The 15,877-nt window shown below is 67.0% G+C and carries 16 protein-coding genes; 6 read left to right on the forward strand and 10 right to left on the reverse strand.

The genetic code is table 11. The annotated features are described in order from the left end of the window. Positions 1-113 precede the first annotated feature (113 nt). Both D3D02_RS01165 and D3D02_RS01170 read left to right on the forward strand, forming a co-directional pair. Positions 114-1,268 carry a thiolase family protein gene (locus tag D3D02_RS01165; RefSeq protein ID WP_121568159.1) on the forward strand — a complete coding sequence of 385 codons (1,155 nt, stop codon included), beginning with the start codon at positions 114-116 and terminating at the stop codon, positions 1,266-1,268. Next, complete coding sequence (locus D3D02_RS01170) at positions 1,265-1,657, forward strand: OB-fold domain-containing protein (RefSeq protein ID WP_121568160.1); 393 nt, start codon at positions 1,265-1,267, stop codon at positions 1,655-1,657. The genes D3D02_RS01165 and D3D02_RS01170 overlap by 4 nt, the downstream gene beginning before the upstream one ends. 1 nt (position 1,658) lies before the next feature. Here D3D02_RS01170 and D3D02_RS01175 read toward each other — a convergent pair whose 3' ends face one another. Next, positions 1,659-1,889: a SelT/SelW/SelH family protein gene (locus D3D02_RS01175; protein WP_121568161.1), complete on the reverse strand. Its 231-nt coding sequence runs from the start codon at positions 1,887-1,889 to the stop codon at positions 1,659-1,661. A 103-nt stretch (positions 1,890-1,992) separates the two neighbouring features. Between D3D02_RS01175 and D3D02_RS20555 the strand changes: the two genes are divergently transcribed. Further along, positions 1,993-2,166 carry a hypothetical protein gene (locus D3D02_RS20555; protein ID WP_158599309.1) on the forward strand — a complete coding sequence of 58 codons (174 nt, stop codon included), beginning with the start codon at positions 1,993-1,995 and terminating at the stop codon, positions 2,164-2,166. Between the two features lie 76 nt (positions 2,167-2,242). Here D3D02_RS20555 and D3D02_RS01180 read toward each other — a convergent pair whose 3' ends face one another. Further along, positions 2,243-2,911 (reverse strand): hypothetical protein, encoded by a 669-nt coding sequence (locus D3D02_RS01180; protein WP_121568162.1) that lies wholly within the window; start codon positions 2,909-2,911, stop codon positions 2,243-2,245. Further along, positions 2,911-4,317: a heme o synthase gene (gene cyoE, locus D3D02_RS01185; protein WP_121568163.1), complete on the reverse strand. Its 1,407-nt coding sequence runs from the start codon at positions 4,315-4,317 to the stop codon at positions 2,911-2,913. The genes D3D02_RS01180 and cyoE overlap by 1 nt, the downstream gene beginning before the upstream one ends. 220 nt (positions 4,318-4,537) lie before the next feature. Between cyoE and coxB the strand changes: the two genes are divergently transcribed. Further along, positions 4,538-5,248, forward strand: coding sequence for a cytochrome c oxidase subunit II (gene coxB / locus D3D02_RS01190; RefSeq protein ID WP_121568164.1), 711 nt, complete (start codon positions 4,538-4,540; stop codon positions 5,246-5,248). 110 nt (positions 5,249-5,358) lie between these two features. Here the strand turns inward: coxB and D3D02_RS01195 are convergent, their stop codons facing one another. Continuing rightward, complete coding sequence (locus tag D3D02_RS01195; protein WP_121568165.1) at positions 5,359-5,844, reverse strand: adenylyltransferase/cytidyltransferase family protein; 486 nt, start codon at positions 5,842-5,844, stop codon at positions 5,359-5,361. After that, positions 5,841-6,365 (reverse strand): Mov34/MPN/PAD-1 family protein, encoded by a 525-nt coding sequence (locus tag D3D02_RS01200; RefSeq protein WP_121568166.1) that lies wholly within the window; start codon positions 6,363-6,365, stop codon positions 5,841-5,843. The genes D3D02_RS01195 and D3D02_RS01200 overlap by 4 nt, the downstream gene beginning before the upstream one ends. A 150-nt stretch (positions 6,366-6,515) precedes the next feature. Between D3D02_RS01200 and D3D02_RS01205 the strand changes: the two genes are divergently transcribed. Continuing rightward, a complete protein-coding gene (locus D3D02_RS01205; protein ID WP_121568167.1) occupies positions 6,516-8,441 on the forward strand; it encodes a DHH family phosphoesterase in 1,926 nt (641 codons plus the stop codon). Positions 8,442-8,477: 36 nt separating this feature from the next. Here D3D02_RS01205 and D3D02_RS01210 read toward each other — a convergent pair whose 3' ends face one another. Next, positions 8,478-10,226 carry a phospholipase D-like domain-containing protein gene (locus D3D02_RS01210; protein ID WP_121568168.1) on the reverse strand — a complete coding sequence of 583 codons (1,749 nt, stop codon included), beginning with the start codon at positions 10,224-10,226 and terminating at the stop codon, positions 8,478-8,480. Positions 10,227-10,295: 69 nt separating this feature from the next. Beyond that, positions 10,296-11,612: a HEAT repeat domain-containing protein gene (locus D3D02_RS01215; RefSeq protein ID WP_121568169.1), complete on the reverse strand. Its 1,317-nt coding sequence runs from the start codon at positions 11,610-11,612 to the stop codon at positions 10,296-10,298. A gap of 97 nt (positions 11,613-11,709) precedes the next feature. On the opposite strand from D3D02_RS01215, the gene D3D02_RS01220 reads away from it, so the two are divergent. After that, complete coding sequence (locus tag D3D02_RS01220; RefSeq protein WP_121568170.1) at positions 11,710-12,567, forward strand: trans-aconitate 2-methyltransferase; 858 nt, start codon at positions 11,710-11,712, stop codon at positions 12,565-12,567. Between the two features lie 40 nt (positions 12,568-12,607). Here the strand turns inward: D3D02_RS01220 and surE are convergent, their stop codons facing one another. The 3 genes from surE to D3D02_RS01235 all read right to left on the reverse strand — a co-directional run bounded on the left by surE (position 12,608) and on the right by D3D02_RS01235 (position 15,797). Beyond that, positions 12,608-13,411: a 5'/3'-nucleotidase SurE gene (surE, locus tag D3D02_RS01225; protein WP_121568171.1), complete on the reverse strand. Its 804-nt coding sequence runs from the start codon at positions 13,409-13,411 to the stop codon at positions 12,608-12,610. 110 nt (positions 13,412-13,521) lie between these two features. Next, entirely contained in the window at positions 13,522-15,018 is a 1,497-nt protein-coding gene (locus D3D02_RS01230) for a small ribosomal subunit Rsm22 family protein (protein ID WP_121568172.1), read from the reverse strand. After that, on the reverse strand, positions 15,015-15,797 hold the full coding sequence (locus D3D02_RS01235) for a prephenate dehydrogenase/arogenate dehydrogenase family protein (protein ID WP_121568173.1): 783 nt from the start codon (positions 15,795-15,797) through the stop codon (positions 15,015-15,017). The genes D3D02_RS01230 and D3D02_RS01235 overlap by 4 nt, the downstream gene beginning before the upstream one ends. Positions 15,798-15,877: the final 80 nt, after the last annotated feature.

Below are 15,877 nucleotides of genomic sequence, written 5' to 3' on the forward strand. Positions count from 1 at the left end.
GTGTCGATTGGCTCGCGTGTAAGCGCTTCGAGACCTATCGGACGTCGAGACTGCCCGGTCCGCTCGTCTCTCGGAAGGGAAACCGGTAAGCCACCACCCCCTCGTTCTCGACTATGGAGCGCGTAGCGATCATCGGCGCGTCGATGACCCAGTTCGGGCAGCGCGAGGAGTGGATCCGCGGGCTGCTCGCCGAGGCGGGCAGCGCCTGCCTCGACGACGCTGGCGTCTCGGCGGACGCCGTCGATCACCTGTACGTCTCGAATATGGCGAGCGGAGAGTTCGAAGGGCAGACTGGCGTCCCGAACGCCCTCGCACACGACCTCTCGGCGGTCCCCGCCTACACCGCTCGGATCGATCAGACGTCGTCGTCCGGCGGCGCGGGCGTGTACGCGGCCTGTCAGTCGGTCGCCTCCGGTGCCTCGGAGATGACGCTTCTCGTCGGCGGCGAGAAGATGACGCATCGATCGACTGCGGAGGCGACGGACGTCATCGCGTCGCTGACGCACCCCGCCGAGTACAAACACGGCGTCACGCTCCCCTCCTTTGCGGGGCTGACGGCGCGACACTACCTCGACAAGTACGACGCGCCGCGGGAGTCGCTCGGCAAGGTCGCAGTGAAGAACCACAAGAACGGCGTCGACAACCCCCACGCGCAGTTCCAGAAGGAAGTCGACCTCGACACCGTCTTGGAGTCGCCGATCGTCGCCGACCCGCTTCGGCTCTACGACTTCTGTCCGATCACTGACGGCTCGGCGGCGCTGCTGTTCTGTCCCGAGTCGGTTGCCCGCGAGTACGCCGACGAGTACGCGGTCGTCTCCGGGATCGGCGGCGCGACGGACACTCACGTCGTTCACGAGCGCGCGGACCCGACGACGATGGGCGGCGTCGTCAACTCCGCAGAACAGGCCTACGCGATGGCCGACGGCGACCCCGACGACGTCGACGTCGCGGAACTCCACGATATGTTCACCATCCTGGAGTTCCTCCAGTCGGAGGACCTCGGCTTCTTCGAGAAGGGCGAAGGGTGGAAGGCCGTCGAAGAGGGCGTCACCGACCGCGACGGCGAGCTCCCGATCAACACTTCGGGCGGACTGAAGTCGAAGGGCCATCCCCTCGGTGCATCCGGCGTGGCACAGGTGTACGAAATCTACCAGCAAGTCACCGGTAACGCCGGCGCCCGGCAGGTCGACGCCGAGACCGGCCTCGCCTGCAACGTCGGTGGGTTCGGAAACTGCGTGACGACGACGATCCTGGAGGGACAGCTATGAGCGACGAGTCAGACACCGGCGACGAACAGACGATGGAAGCGTACCGCTACCCCGACGGGAGCATCACGTACCCCGGACACCCGTTCGGGCCCGGCGGCGAGGAACCGACCGGAACGGTCGACCTGAGCGAGTACGTCGCCGAGGTCGTCACGTGGACGACGTCGACGGCGACGCCGCCCGGCGTCCGACAGCCGAACACGCTCGCGATCGTCGAGTTCGACGTCGACGGCGAGCCCGTTCGTGCCATCGGACAGGTGACGACCGAGGAGGTCGAAATCGGCGACGAGGTCCGTCCGGTCTACTGCGAGGAACTCCGCGATCCCGAGAAGGGCATCCGCGAACCGGCGAGCCAAGAGTGGGACGGCTTCCGGTTCGAGCCCACAGCGTGACTTAGATCGCGTCGCGGACGCGACGGGTGATCTCGTCGACGTCGTAGTCGTCTTCGGCTTTATCCCAGACGATCTCGTCGTCGACCGCAACCGTAAGAACGCCGTGGTCTCCGGTCACCAGCGCCACGCGATCGAGTCGGTCGCCGAACTGTTCGAGTAGCGCGTGTTGGATCTTCTCGGCGCGTTCGAGGAAGCCGCAGGGAACGCAGTATTCGATTTCGATTGCGGGCATCTGTCTTCGGAACGTTGGCTCTGTGCCGTGTTAAGCGCGTCGTGACCGACGTTCCGCCTCGGAGTCAGACTTTTGTCCGCTGACGCCGTACTCTGACATTGGTATGTGTTACCATACATACCAACTGAAGGCGCTAGCGGAGGAGCGACGAGCGCAAGCCGCACGGCGTGAAGAGGAGACGGAGGACGAAATCCGCACCGACGATGTCGAGGACGGCGTCACCGAGGAGCACAGCCCCGAGAAACGAACCAAGCCACAGCCAGTCGGGTTCGCCTGAGCACCCGGAACCGCACTATTTCGACCCCGAACGGCGTGGTCGGTCCGACCCCCGCAGCGACCGACCACGTCGACGTTCAGCCGAGTCGATTCCCGAACAGCGGCCGCCAGTACAGCAGCGCGACCGTCAGCAAGAAGACGACCGTCGACACGTCGTAGGAGAAATCGAACGTCGCTGCAACGACGGCAGAACTGCCGCCGAGCACCCCCGAGAGAATCGACGCCAGAATCGGCCACGAACAGGAGACACACGAGAGCAAGCCGACGATCCCCGAGACTGCTGCGCCGGCGGCGTCGATCACCGTCGCGTACACCAGATACGCCAAGGCGACGTAGCCGACGATGCGGGCAGGCATCAACACGAGCGCTGCCCACGGCGTCGAGACGACCGGCGCTGGCCCCCACCCCGGAGCGAGCGTCGCCAGCCGGACGCCGAACTCACCAGCCCCGGGACGCATCGCCGTGACCAGGACGCCGCCGGCGGCCGCCAACGCGACGAAATAGAGGACCGCGATCGCGGCCGCCCGGCGTCGCGTCCGCTCGTCGGCCGGTGCCGGGTCGGTCTTCCAGACGGCGACGACGCCGACGAAGATCCACGCGAGGCCGTAGACCGCATAGCGTGGCTGCGTGATCGTAATTCCGGACAGGAGAACGTACGCGACCGAGAGCACCGCGAGGGAGTTACCGATCAGCGCGGCGTAGAGAAGATCGCGCGTGTCGACGCTGACCGCGCGTGCGACGGACATTATACCGCCAACGCGTCGACGACGACGGCGAGCAGCAGCGCCCCGAGATACGCGTTCGACGCGTGGAACGACCGGAACGCCGCGGCTTCGGTCTGTTCGTAGTGCAGGCGGATCGCGAAGTAGAGGAAGATCGCGCCAAAGACGACGGTCGTGAGCGCGTACGCCAGCCCGAGCGCCTGCATCGAGGCCATCGCACCCGCGGCGACGAGCGTCGCCGCCAGATACCAGAGGATGTGTTTGCGGGTCGTCGTCTCACCGCGGACGACCGGCATCATCGGGAAGCCGCCGCGCTCGTAGTCGTCCTTGTACGCGAGCGCGAGGTTGTAGAAGTGCGCCGGCGTCCACAGGAAGATGATCGTCGCGAGCGCGATCCCGCCGAGGCCGATCTGCCCGTCGACGGCGACCCAGCCGATCAGCGCCGGAAGCGCGCCCGCCGCGCCACCGATGACGGTGTTCTGGACGGTGTTCGGCTTCAGCAAGAGCGTGTAGACGACGCTGTAAAACAGGATCGCTGCGACGCCGAGCACGGCCGCGAGCACGTTCACCCACGCGAACAGTGCAATCGACCCCACGGCCAGGAGGACGCCGAACGCGAGGGCGTTGCGGACGGGGACGAGGTCGGTCGCGAGTGGGCGATCGCTCGTCCGCTGCATCCGACGGTCGATGTCGCGCTCGAAGACGTGGTTGAACGTCCCGGACGCGCCGATCGACAGAACGCCGCCACCGAGCGTCGCGAGCACGACACCGATCGTCAGGCCGCCGTTCGTCGTCGCCGCCAGCGCCATCCCCGCGGCCGCGACGAGACAGAGCAGCCACATCAGCCGAGGCTTCGTCAGCCGGACGTACGCCTTCGCGGTCGCGACCAGCCGTTCCCGGCGGTCGGTCGGAATGTCCGGTTCATAGGAATTCTCGACCGGCGGGTCGAGATCGATGCTATCGACGGGCTCTTCGGAGGGGTCACCCGTCTCCCGTTCGAGGCTCCACGCGAGCGCGGCCACCAGCGAAACGAAGATTCCCATCCCGACAGTCAAGTGCGCCGCCGAGAGCGTTGCGTCGGCACCACCGACGGCGACGAACGCGCCGAGGGCGGCCTGGACGGGATAGAGGAGTCCTGCCAGGAGCGTCGCACCGAGGACGCGTCGCCCCGCACTAGCGCGCACGGCCGAGACGACAGTTACGACGCCGAGGACACCCACGGCGACGGCCAGCAGTCGATGTCCGACCGCGAGCCACCCCGCGGCCGACGTCGGCGACGTCCAGCCGTCACCACAGATCGGCCAGGCCGTACACGACGCGGCCGCGTCTGTGAGAGCCGTGGTTGCACCGACGAGCAAGAGGAGATAGACGCCGATGGCGGTCGCTGCGAGCAGATTGTGGAACCGATTGTGTGTTGCAGTCGACGCCACGAAAGTCACCTATACGCCGTTAGGAATCACCGTACTTAGGGTCCCCGCTTTCCTGACCGCAGTCGGTTCGTGAGACGACAAAGTATCGGACAATATGTGGACTACTCCACACTCCACCCGGTCGCGGTCGACCGATCACGACGAGCAGTCTGTTGCAGACGGTACGATAGAGTGACCGAAGTCAGCAACTATTTACGTGGTACTTCCTAACTCCGCACCGATGCGAAAGACGCGTTTGGCACTCGTTTCACTGCTCGCGGTGGTGGTGGCGGGCCTCGTCGCGGATCCGGTCGCCGCACAAGCGTCCGCCAGCGCAGAACTCATCAATGGGTTGAACGGGAAGCTTCTGTACATCGCTGTCCCGATCACCATCCTGGTAGAGGTAATCCTCCTCTACACGGTGGTGAAGTTCAGGAACAACGACGATCCGTCACCGACCCAGGAGAACCGTCGCCTGGAGATCACGTGGACGATCGCGACGGCGATCATCCTCCTCTTCGTCGGTGTGGCCTCCTACGGCGTCCTCGCGAACGAGAACGTCGCTACGGGCCCCGAGATCGAGAGTACCCAGGGCGAACCCGTCGTCGTCCACGCCGAGGCGTACCAGTGGGGCTGGGAGATGTCGTACCCCGAATCGGGTAACTTCTCGACCGGCACCGAGATCGTGGTTCCGAAGGACCGTCCGGTCCAAATCCAGGTGACATCACGGGACGTGATCCATGGATTCCACGTTCCGAAGTTAGCGCTCAAGACGGACGCGATGCCTGGACAGGTGAACACGATCAAGACAGTCCCCTACGAGGAAGGGACGTATCAGGGCTACTGTACTGAATACTGTGGCGTCGCTCACTCGCAGATGTACTTCACTGTCGAGGTCGTCTCCCAGGACGAGTACCAGCAGTGGCTCGACGAACAGCAGAGTAGCGAGTAATCGCGCACCCGCTTTTCGGGTTTCTCCGGTCTGTGAGCAGTTGCTACGCGCTGCTGTCTACTTCTCCTATCCAAGTGGTCGGCGAGTGCCGACGATACCGGAAAAAGCGGCTACGCGTTCCGATCTGCGTCCGAGACTGCTTCTTCTGCTGGCACCGCGTGGTCCGGTCCACGCTCTTCGAGAATCCGGTCGATGATCCGTCCGGTCGAGAGCAGTTCATCGTCGTACCGTGGTTCCCGAGCTGACGCGCGATCGACCTCACAGTCGATCCCACGTCCTGCGAGCGCGTCGCGGAGCGCGTCGGCGTCGTGGTGCTGGTCGTGCCCGAGAACGATGACGTCGGGATCGATCTGCTCGATGGGGACGAAGATGTCTTCGCGGTGCCCGAGGTGCGCATCGGTCACCATCTCGAGTGCGCCGACGACATCCCGTCGCTGCCGGTCGGGCAACACAGGACGTTCCTTGTGTGTGACGTTCTCCCGTCGAGCGACGATGACGTGTAGTTCGTCGCCCATCGCAGCCGCCTCCGAGAAGTAGTGGATGTGGCCGGGATGAACGAGATCGAACGTCCCTTGCGCGACGATTCGGCGGGTCACCGGTACGACCCTCCGGACTCCCGATAGCTTCCGCCGAGGTTGCCGTAGTCGAGGTCGAGGTCGTCCTCGGTGAAGTCGAAGAAGTCCTCGGGGTCGGGCAGGTCGACGTCGAGGACGGGAAGGTCGCGAACCTCCCCGCTCTGGTCGAACGCCTGCCAGTCAGTCGGGCCGTACGGATGACCGAGGATGATGTGGACCTGGCCTTGGCCGAAGGTGTCCAGATCGGCGTCGCTCGGCCGGAGGACGCCGTTCGGGTGCGAGTGGATCGACCCCACCGCGTGGCGGTCGTTCGGGATCATATTGCTGTCGACGGTGGCGCTCGTCGGATCCGACCGCGTCCCCGGGACGATCAACACCTCCGTGATGACGGTGCCCGAGCGATCGAGATCGAAGTGGCGGGCGTCTTCGCCGCGGAGAAAGCCCATATACTCGTTCGGATGTGTCTCGCGGGATGCCTCCCGTGCGAAGTCGAGCGCGTCGGCGGCGATGCCGATCACCTCACTCGACCGGAAGAGTCGCATATTCGATTCTCCGGTTCGTCGCCTTCTAAGCGTTCCGGTCGGATTATGGCGAGGCCAGCCGACCGCACCGTCGGGAGACGGCGTCGGCGCCACCTGCCACGTGCGCGCGGATTGTAAAGTCTTAACCGCGACGCACCACTTCTCGCCAGTATGACCGCCGATAACGCCGGGGATTCCGGCGGCGCGTCCGCTCCGGATTCGGAGACGGACTCGCGACCTATCGTCTACGATCTCGCACCGAACTGCACGCTCGAAGACGTCGAAGAAGGTGAACGGTACCACGCCGTCGTCAACGGCGTCGTCGAATACGGCATCTTCGTCGACATCTCCGACGAGGTGTCCGGACTCGTCCACGAGTCGAACCTCGATCGCTCCTACGAGGTCGGCGACCGCCTGACCGTCACGCTCGAAGAGATCAAAGAGAACGGCGATCTCGCGTTCGACGTCTTCACCGAGTCGACGTACCAGACTGTCGTCGTCGATCACGAACCCGACATCGCACCGATCGCAGGGTTGAGCGCCGGCGACGAAGTCCACATCGAAGGACAGGTCGCCCAGATCAAACAGACGGGCGGCCCGACCGTCTTCCGCATCGCCGACGAGACGGGAATCGTCTCTGCGGCGGCGTTCCGCGAGGCGGGCGTTCGCGCCTTCCCGGCCGTCGAACTCGACGACGTCGTCCGGATCGGCGGCAGCGTCGAGTCCCACGACGGCTCGCTCCAGCTCGAAGTCGACTCGATGACTCGACTCGACGGCGAGGCGATGGCCGAGGCCCGCGAACGCCTCGACGCCGCGTTCGAGGAACGCGCAGCGCCCGAGGACGTCGAGTCACTCGTCGAGTGGCCGGCGTTCGAGAAACTCCGCGACGACCTTCGCGAGGTCGCTCGCCTGCTGCGACGGACGGTGCTGGAAGGGCGTCCGATCCGCGTTCGACACCACGCTGACGGCGACGGGATGTGCGCCTCCGTGCCAGTTCAGCTGGCCCTGGAGAACTTCATCGAGGCCGTCCACGACGACGACGACGCCTCGCGGCACCTCGTCAAGCGACTTCCCTCGAAAGCGCCGTTCTACGAGATGGAGGACGTCACGCGCGACCTGAATTTCGCGCTCGAAGGCCGTGCGCGGCACGGCCAGCGGCTCCCGCTCCTCCTGATGCTCGACAACGGCTCCACCGAGGAGGACGTCCCCGCCTACGAGAACCTCGCACACTACGACGTGCCGATCGCGGTCGTCGACCACCACCACCCCGACCCGGAGGCGGTCGACGACCTCCTCGACGCCCACGTCAACCCCTACCTCTACGATGAGGACTACCGCATCACGACGGGGATGATGTGCGTCGAACTCGCGCGGATGATCGACCCCGACGTGACCGAGGAACTCCGTCACGTCCCGGCCGTCGCGGGCCTGGCCGACCGCTCGAAGGCCGAGGCGATGGAAGACTTCGTCTCGCTCGCCGAGTCTGAGGGCTACGACCGCGAGCGTCTGCTCGACGTCGGCGAGGCGCTCGACTACGCGGCCCACTGGCTGCGCTACAACGACGGTCAGTCGCTCGTCAACGACGTGCTGAACGTCGGCTGCGACGACGAGGACCGACACCAGGAACTGGTCGACTTCCTCGCGAGCCGCGCCGAGCGCGACGTCGAACGGCAGATGGACGCCGCCGCTTCTCACCTCGAACACGAGCGGTTGGAGTCCGACGCCCACCTCTACACTGTCGACCTCGACGAGTGGGCCCACCGCTTCACCTACCCCGCGCCGGGGAAGACCACCGGAAAGCTCCACGACCGAAAGGTCCGCGAACACGGCGAGCCGGTCATCACGATCGGCTACGGACCCGACTTCGCCGTCCTTCGGTCCGACGGTGTCCGCCTCGACATCCCGCGGATGGTCGCGGAACTGAACGAGGAAGTCGTCGGCGGCGGCGTCTCCGGTGGCGGCCACCTCGTCGTCGGATCGATCAAGTTCGTCAAGGGGATGCGCACCGAGGTCATCGAGAGCCTCGTCGACAAGATGGCCGACGCCGAACTCGACGAGGAACTCTCCTCGCAGGCCGTCGTCGACACCGAGGCCTAAGCGCGCCGCCGAAAACGCAGACGCAGGCCGCACTTCTCACTCGAAGTCCACCGTTCGGCGAAGGACGAAGCCGGCGAGCGACGCCGCCGAAAGCGCGCCGAGTGCCATCGTGAGCGTCCGCTTTCTGTTCTGCATCCCCTCTCGATTACTCGTTCGTTCGCCGCTCGATCCGCCGGCTCCGGCGGCGTCCCAATCCGCTGTGAAGACCCGTCCGTAGTACGTCGCCGCCGCCTCGCCGTCGAGCGCGAGGGAGACTTCCCTGTTCTCGGTCGCCGCGTGTTCGTTCCAGTTGAGACTGCCGACGATGACCGTCTCCCCGTCGATCACCGCGCCTTTCGCGTGGACTTTCCCGAACCGTCCGGCCGGGCGAGCGATCCGCGCCTCGATCGGGAGGCCACGCTCGCGGAGGCGCATCGCCCGCTCGACGACCGCCTGATTCGACTCCGCGTCGTACCACGCGTTCGAGAGGAGGATGCGAACGTCGACGCCGCGCTCGGCGGCGGCGACGAGCGACGCGAAGTAGGGCCCGTCCGGATCGAGCCGTGGTGACAGGACGGCGATGCGGGCCTCTGCACCGGCGACTTCGCTCCTGACGGCAGTCCCCGCGTTTCCGGGGGCCGTCAGCACTCGCACGTGTTCGATAGTGACCGTTTCGGGGGCGAATCCAGTATCGTACGACCCCGAAGCCGGGTCCTCTTCGACGAACGAGGCAGTTCGGCGGTGTTCGCGCCACGGCACGGCGTCGATGCCGTCGGCGTCGTGAGCGAAGACAGCGGCGAGTTCGTCGGCCGTCTGCTCGGAGTGAACGCGGACCCCCCACCCACGGCTGTCCCGACCCCCGGTTCCCGCCGGCTTCCAGTTCTCCGTCAACACGAGCGCGTCGTCGTCGCTGACGGCGTACTTGGGGTGGTGATACGAAAAGCGCGCGTGCGGGCCGTCGACCACGCGGACGTCGACGCCGCCCGCGACGAGGCGGTCGAGTTGTTCGCGCTGATTGGTCGTCATTCCGCCGACTGGGCCGCCTTCCAGGAGCACGCGCACGCGGACGCCGCGGTCGGCCGCGGCGAGGAGCGCGTCGGCGACGCGGGGCGAGGCGAACGTGTAGCCGGCGAGTAAGACCCGCGTCTCGGCTCGCTGGAGCGTTTCGAGCGGCACTGCGGGCGAATCTGGGAGGACGAACGTCGTCGCGGTCGCCGGTCCCGTCGCGACGACCGACCGTGGAGACAACCCACGCGGCGTCCACCGGCCGGTCGTCGCGTTCAACCGCTCGCCTTCGCGAGCGCGGTCGTAGGCGACACGATCGACGGTGACGCCGTCTCGACGAAGGACGAGTCGTTCACCGGCGTTCGCCAGCGAGAGCGAGGCTCGGACGACCGGCACGTCGACGAGCGGTCGCGTCGCGTTCGGCGCCGCGGACAACGCGACGGTGCCGGCCGAGGGGACGCTGATATTCGACTCGCCGTCCGAGAGCGTCAGGTTCGACGCACTCGCGGCGTCGACGACGACGAATTCGCCGACGTCGCCGTCTGCGACCGGATCCGGAAACGCGGCGACGATGTGCGGCCCTGCGGGTGATCCATCGGTGGTGTTTGCCGTGGAAGACGTGACATCGGGCCCCGAAGACGCGGCCGCAACGGGCGCGACGGCTCCAGCGATCCCGGCAGCAACGAGGAGGAGCACGCAGACGAGCCGATACGCTTCGGGAGAGACGGGGAACTGGGCAGTCGTCCGATCAACTGCGACATAGCCGCCTGCGGCCCCCGTACGACGCGCTCGTGATACCACGGCGCGTCTGGCCCGGCGATCCTATTTGAACGTACGCAGTCGCCGCCCAGTTACGCGGTCGCCGTCCGGTTACGCCGTCGGCGCTTCCGCGTCGGCGTCGCCGTCGCCGAGCGCGTCGGTCGCGAGGTCGGCCTCGTGCTGGACGAGGAAAGAGCGTTCGTCGGTGTACTCGGCGACGGTTTCGAGAGCTTCTTCGGTGCCGATCTGCCGGAGCGCCCACGCCGCGGCGGCGCGGACGGTGTCGCTCTCGTCGTCGGCCAGCGTGTCCGCGAGGGGCGCGACCGCGCGCGTGTCGCCGATGAGGCCGAGCGCGCGTGCGGCGTACGGCCGAACGTTGTCGTTGTCCATCTCCAGTTTGTCCGCGATCGCCTGCGTCGCCTCCGTCGACCCGATCTCGCCGAGCGCGCGGAGCGTCACCTTCTGGAGCGCCGGATCGGAGTCGGCGTCGACGTACTCGACGAGCGTCTCGACGGCCTCCGCTGCTCCATCACCCATTCGGCCGAGCGCCTTGATCGCCGCCTTGTCGCGGCGCTGGGCGAGTTGGTGCATCTCCTCGAAGGCCTCGGGGTTCGCCATCCGGACGAGCGCGTCCATACAGTGCTCCTGCATAAACTCCGACTGGAGGCTATCCTTCGCGAGCAGCACCATATCGACGCGGCCGCGTTTCTCCCACTCTTTGAGCGCCGACAGCTCCGGCGGGTAGTCCTTGTAGTGACCCAGGACGTCGTAGAAGCCTTGGGCCATCAGTTGCTCGTTCGTCTCCAGGTCGTCCCACTCTTGGGCGTCTTCGAGACCGGCTTCGAGGTCGTCGGTCGCCTCCAGGAGCGACGCGATCGTCTCGGCGTCCTCGTCGGCGTCGAGGTCCGCGGCTTCGACGGCCGCGATCGCGTCGTCGAGTGCCGCCACGAGGGCGTCCTCGTCGTCACCGTCGAGCGGGACGTCGGCGTCCAGCTCACCGGCGACGGCGTCGGCGAAGGCGGAGACGACGTCGACGATCTCGGATTCGCCCTGTTCGGTCCACTGGGTGTCGGTCACCTTCGACTGCGCGGACTCGATCTCGTCGACGACGTCGCTCGCGTACGGGCCGCGCTGGGACCCCAAGTCGTCGCGGAGGTCGGAGACGCGCGATTCGAGCTCCGCGCGCGGATCCTCTGCGTCTTCGTCGTCCTCGTCGGGTTCGGGCAGATCCGCGGCTTCGAGGTCCGACTCGATCCCGTCGAGGTCGGACTCGACGTCGTCTAAGTCTGCCTCCGTCTCCGCGCCCTCGAGGGCGGATTCGACGTCGTCGAGGCGTTCGTTCAGGGTTTCGGGCGTCGCGTCTGTCGACTCGTCCGACGCCGCCGTCTCCTCCGCATCGGCAGCCGTCTCGTCGTCCCCGTCGCTCATATGCTCGATATCCGTCCGTACCCGAAAAGAGCGTTTCCCTTCTGTCGCCGCGGCGTCCCGAACGCTCTTTATAGGATCGCAGGTGCAACTGGGGCCAATGACCGCTCCGAGAGAGGACACGGCCGGTGACGTGCGCGACGCCACAGACGCGGACGACACTACAGACACGGACGACACCCCAGACGCCGATGGCTCCGACGACACGAACGACTGGGACACGACGGCCTACGACGGGTCGCACTCGTTCGTCTACGAGTACGGCTCCGACGTCGTCGAACTACTCGACCCGCAACCGGACGAGCGGATCCTCGATCTCGGCTGCGGCACGGGACATCTGACCGACCGTATCGCGGACGCCTGCGCGGAGGTCGTCGGCATCGACCAGTCGGCCGAGATGATCGAGACCGCACGCGAGGCCCATCCCGACCGGCAGTTCGTCCGGGTCGACGCCCGCGACTTCGACGTCGAGGAACCGTTCGACGCCGTGTTCTCGAACGCCGCCCTCCACTGGATCCACGAGCAGGACGACGTCATCGACGCGGTGGCGGAGGCGCTCGAACCCGGCGGGCGGTTCGTCGCCGAACTGGGCGGTACGGGGAACGTCGGCATCATCGTCGGGGCGATCCAGACCGAACTGGACGCGCGCGGGTACGAACCGCCGACGGAGCCCTGGTACTTCCCGACCGTCGGCGAACACGCCACACGCCTCGAAGATCACGGATTCGAGGTCCGCTACGCGCGCCTGTTCGGTCGCCCGACCGAACTCGAGGAGGGCGAAAACGGCCTGGCGGCGTGGATCGAGATGTTTGGTGACCGGCTCCTCGGTCCGGTGCCGGAATCAGAACGCGGTGCCGTCGTCTCGGCGGTCGAAGACCGACTCCGAGAGGACCTCTACGACGACGGAACGTGGACCGCCGACTACCGGCGGTTGCGGTTCGTCGCCGTCCTCGACTGAGCGACGGCGTGCGCGTGCTGGCGTTCTCCAGATCTCGTCGTTAGGTCGCGTCGAGATACGTCTCGGCGAGTCCGTCCAGGGCTTCGTGATGCTCGGTCGTGTGCGGCGCGGTCAGCGGCGAGACCGACACCTTGCCCTCGACGACCGCGCGGCGGTCGGTGCCTTCCGGATCCGGGATGTCGCCCGCGCGCATCATCTCCCAGATGCCGTCGTGGAGCGTGATCCGACCGTTACCGTCGTGTTCGGCCGTCATCTCGTATTGGGTCGACGGGCGCGTGATTTCGAGCGGTGCGGGGCCGCTCTCCGGGTCGACGATGGGCGCGTTGATGTTCAGATACTCCGCCTGTTCGAACACGCCCGCGCCGAGCGCGTGTTCGAGCAGGTACGTCGTCGCGCGCGTCGCGTTCACGAAGTCTGCGGGGTCGGTGGCCTGCTCGCGCCACGGCGTGTCGCCGTCGCCGGGGACGTACAGCGAGACGGCGATCGCCGGGACGTCGAAGAACGCCGATTCGACGGCCGCGCTGACGGTTCCCGACCGACCGAGGACGTACGCCCCGAGATTTGCGCCCTTGTTACAGCCGGCGACGACGACGTCGACGTCCGGACACAGCGATTCGAGGCCGGCGACGACGCAGTCGGCGGGGGTGCCGTCGATCGCGTATCCCAGGTCGTGCTCGCGGACGGCGACGTCGTTCGAGAGCTGGCGTCCGACGGCGCTCTGGTCGTTCGCGGGCGCGACAGCAGTCACGTCTGTGAACGCCGAGAGCTCCTCGTACAGCGCCTGGAATCCGACGGCGTCGATGCCGTCGTCGTTCGTCAAGAGTACAGAGAGCGAATCGCTCATACCGGTATCTTCGCGGGACGGCGGAAAGGTGTACCGCCCGTGGCGGTCTTCAGAGGCGGTATCCCGGAAGGGATGAGTCAGCGAGACGGATCAGCGTGGGACGATCCGACTCACGCGACGACCTCGACGAACGTCCCGTCGTCGACGACGAGGTTGTACGCGCCCTCGTCGCCGTTCCACAGACAGAGGACGTTCTCGAACGCCAGCACGTCGCCGTAGTCGGCCGTGAGAAGCGCCTCGTTCAGCGGGTCGCGCGTGGTCGAGACCGCGTAGTGTTCGACCGACTCGCTGCCGTCGCCGATTTTGAACAGGGGATTGGCGTCGTCGCTGTCGGTCAGGTCGCGGCTCAACTTCACCGCGAGGAGGTCGATGCGGTTCGTGACGTGTCGCTCCATCTCGGCCATCTTCGCGTGCCGATCCGGGTCGGCAAGGACGTCCGCGCGGCGCGCTCCGTCAGGCCGCAGAATCGCGTAGGAGAACTGGACCGTCTCGTTTCTGAACGTGCCGTCCCCGGGCGTGCGCCCGCTGGACTCGGGGACTGTCTCTGACTCCGAGTCGGCCGCAGACCCGGCCCCTGTCTCGGCCGTGGACTCCACGCCAGCGTCGGCCGTCCCGGCCTCGTCGAGGCGGTGCTGGAACGGCGGTGCAGCGACGTCGCGGCGGCGGTCGAACGACCAGCCGCGATCGGAGGGGGCTTCGCCCGGCCACAGTCGGAGCGTCGGCGCGTAAACCGACACCGCAGACGCCGGCGGCGCGAGCGCGCGCTCGACGTCGCGGAGCCCCGTGCTGGTGTTGCGGTCGGCGGGTGCGATGGCGACGAACGAGCCGTCGTCCGCGACGGCGTCGAGGTACCGCGACGCGACGGCTTCGGGGTCGTCGAGTTCGCTCAGCACGTTCGCGAAGAGGACGAGATCGAACTCGCTCTCGGGCTCGAACGCCTCGGCGGTCTCGCGGTGGACCGTCGTCCGGAAGTTCCGTCCCGTCTCTTTCAGCATCCGTTCGAGCACGTCGGCCGATGCGGACGGCTCGACGGCGTGGTAGTCGACGACGGCGTCCTCCGGCAGATAGTCGTGCAGCCCGAGCGCCGGCCCGCCAGTCCCCGCGCCGACGTCGAGGACGCGAAGCGTTCGGGGGAGGTGCTCACGCTCTGCGAGGTCGTCGAGCACGTAGCCGACCGCCGCGTAGTAGTCAGAGAGGTGATATATCGCGTACCCGAGCGCCGCCACCGCGTCGTATTCGACGGGGTTCTGCCGGTAGTAGTCCTCTTTGAGTCGGCGGATCGTCTCCCGTAACTGGTCGCCGCTCTCGCCGCGATGCCAGTTCGCCCCGTAGCGCTCGACGAGCAGGTCTTCCAGCGCGAACGCGTACGGTTCGGGAAACGTGTCGGGCTCCCATCCCGGTTGCGGCGCGGGGTCCTCGCTGACCGGAACGAACGTGCCGTCTTCGCGCTCTCTGAGGCCGAGGTCGTACGCCTCCTCGCGGAGTGTTTCGCGGACGACGGCCGGATGCGGCGTCCCGTCGATGTACTCGTGGATCTCTTCGGGGTCGATCGGGCGGACGTTTCGCAGGTACTTCGCGTTCGCGCGCACGGCCTCGCGGTCGATCATTCTGTGTCCCCGTGACCGTCTTCGGTCCTCTCGGCGTGCTTCCGCTGTCGCTGTCTGGCCTCTTCGTACAACTGCTCGAAGGCGTCGCCCTCGGCGTCGGCGACGCGGCGTGCGGCCTCCGCGACGGCGTCGGCACCCTCGAACGACTCCTGAATCTCCCGGTAGACGCGCGGGGTCCCTTCGGTCACGGTGTCGACGAGGTCAGACAGGACGCTGGAAATCGGCGTCGCGAACTCCTCGCGGACGTCCTCGGCCGCCAGCGCGTACGCGAGGACCGCCGTGTGCGCTCCCGCTTGCACGGTCTCCATCGCCGAATCGTGTTCGGCGGGGTCCGTCTCGAAGACGCGGTTGTCGGCGTCGGCGATGGCGTCGAGCGCGGCATCCGTGACTGGGCCGGCGGCGTCGACGACCGCCGCGACGTTCCCGGGGGCGTTCTCCGGGGCGAAAAGCGGGTGTAGGCTGACGCGCTCGCGGTCCGGCAGGTGTTCCCGCATCGCTTCCACGGGGTCGGCCATCACGCCGGTGACGTCGAGCATCGCGCGCTCGGCACGCTCGGCGTGGGCCGCCACCGCGTCCCGGACCGCACTGATCGGCACGGCGAGACAGACCACGTCGAACGTTTCCGTCGTATCGAGCGCGACGGCACGACCCTCCACTGCGTCCGCGGCGGCGCTCGCGACAGCCCAGTCCCGGTCGGCGAACGCCACGTCGAACTCCGCCGCGAGCGTCTCGCCGGCCCAGCGACCCATCGCGCCGGCTCCGACGACGAGTACCTCCATCGCCGCCGACTACGCGCCGCCCCAATCAAAAGGGGTTCGGTGACGGTTTCGGGGGCGACTCCGGACGACTTGTGAGCTAC

Origin of the sequence: Halobellus sp. Atlit-38R, assembly GCF_003665925.1 — an archaeon.
Lineage (GTDB): Archaea > Halobacteriota > Halobacteria > Halobacteriales > Haloferacaceae > Haloquadratum > Haloquadratum inordinatus.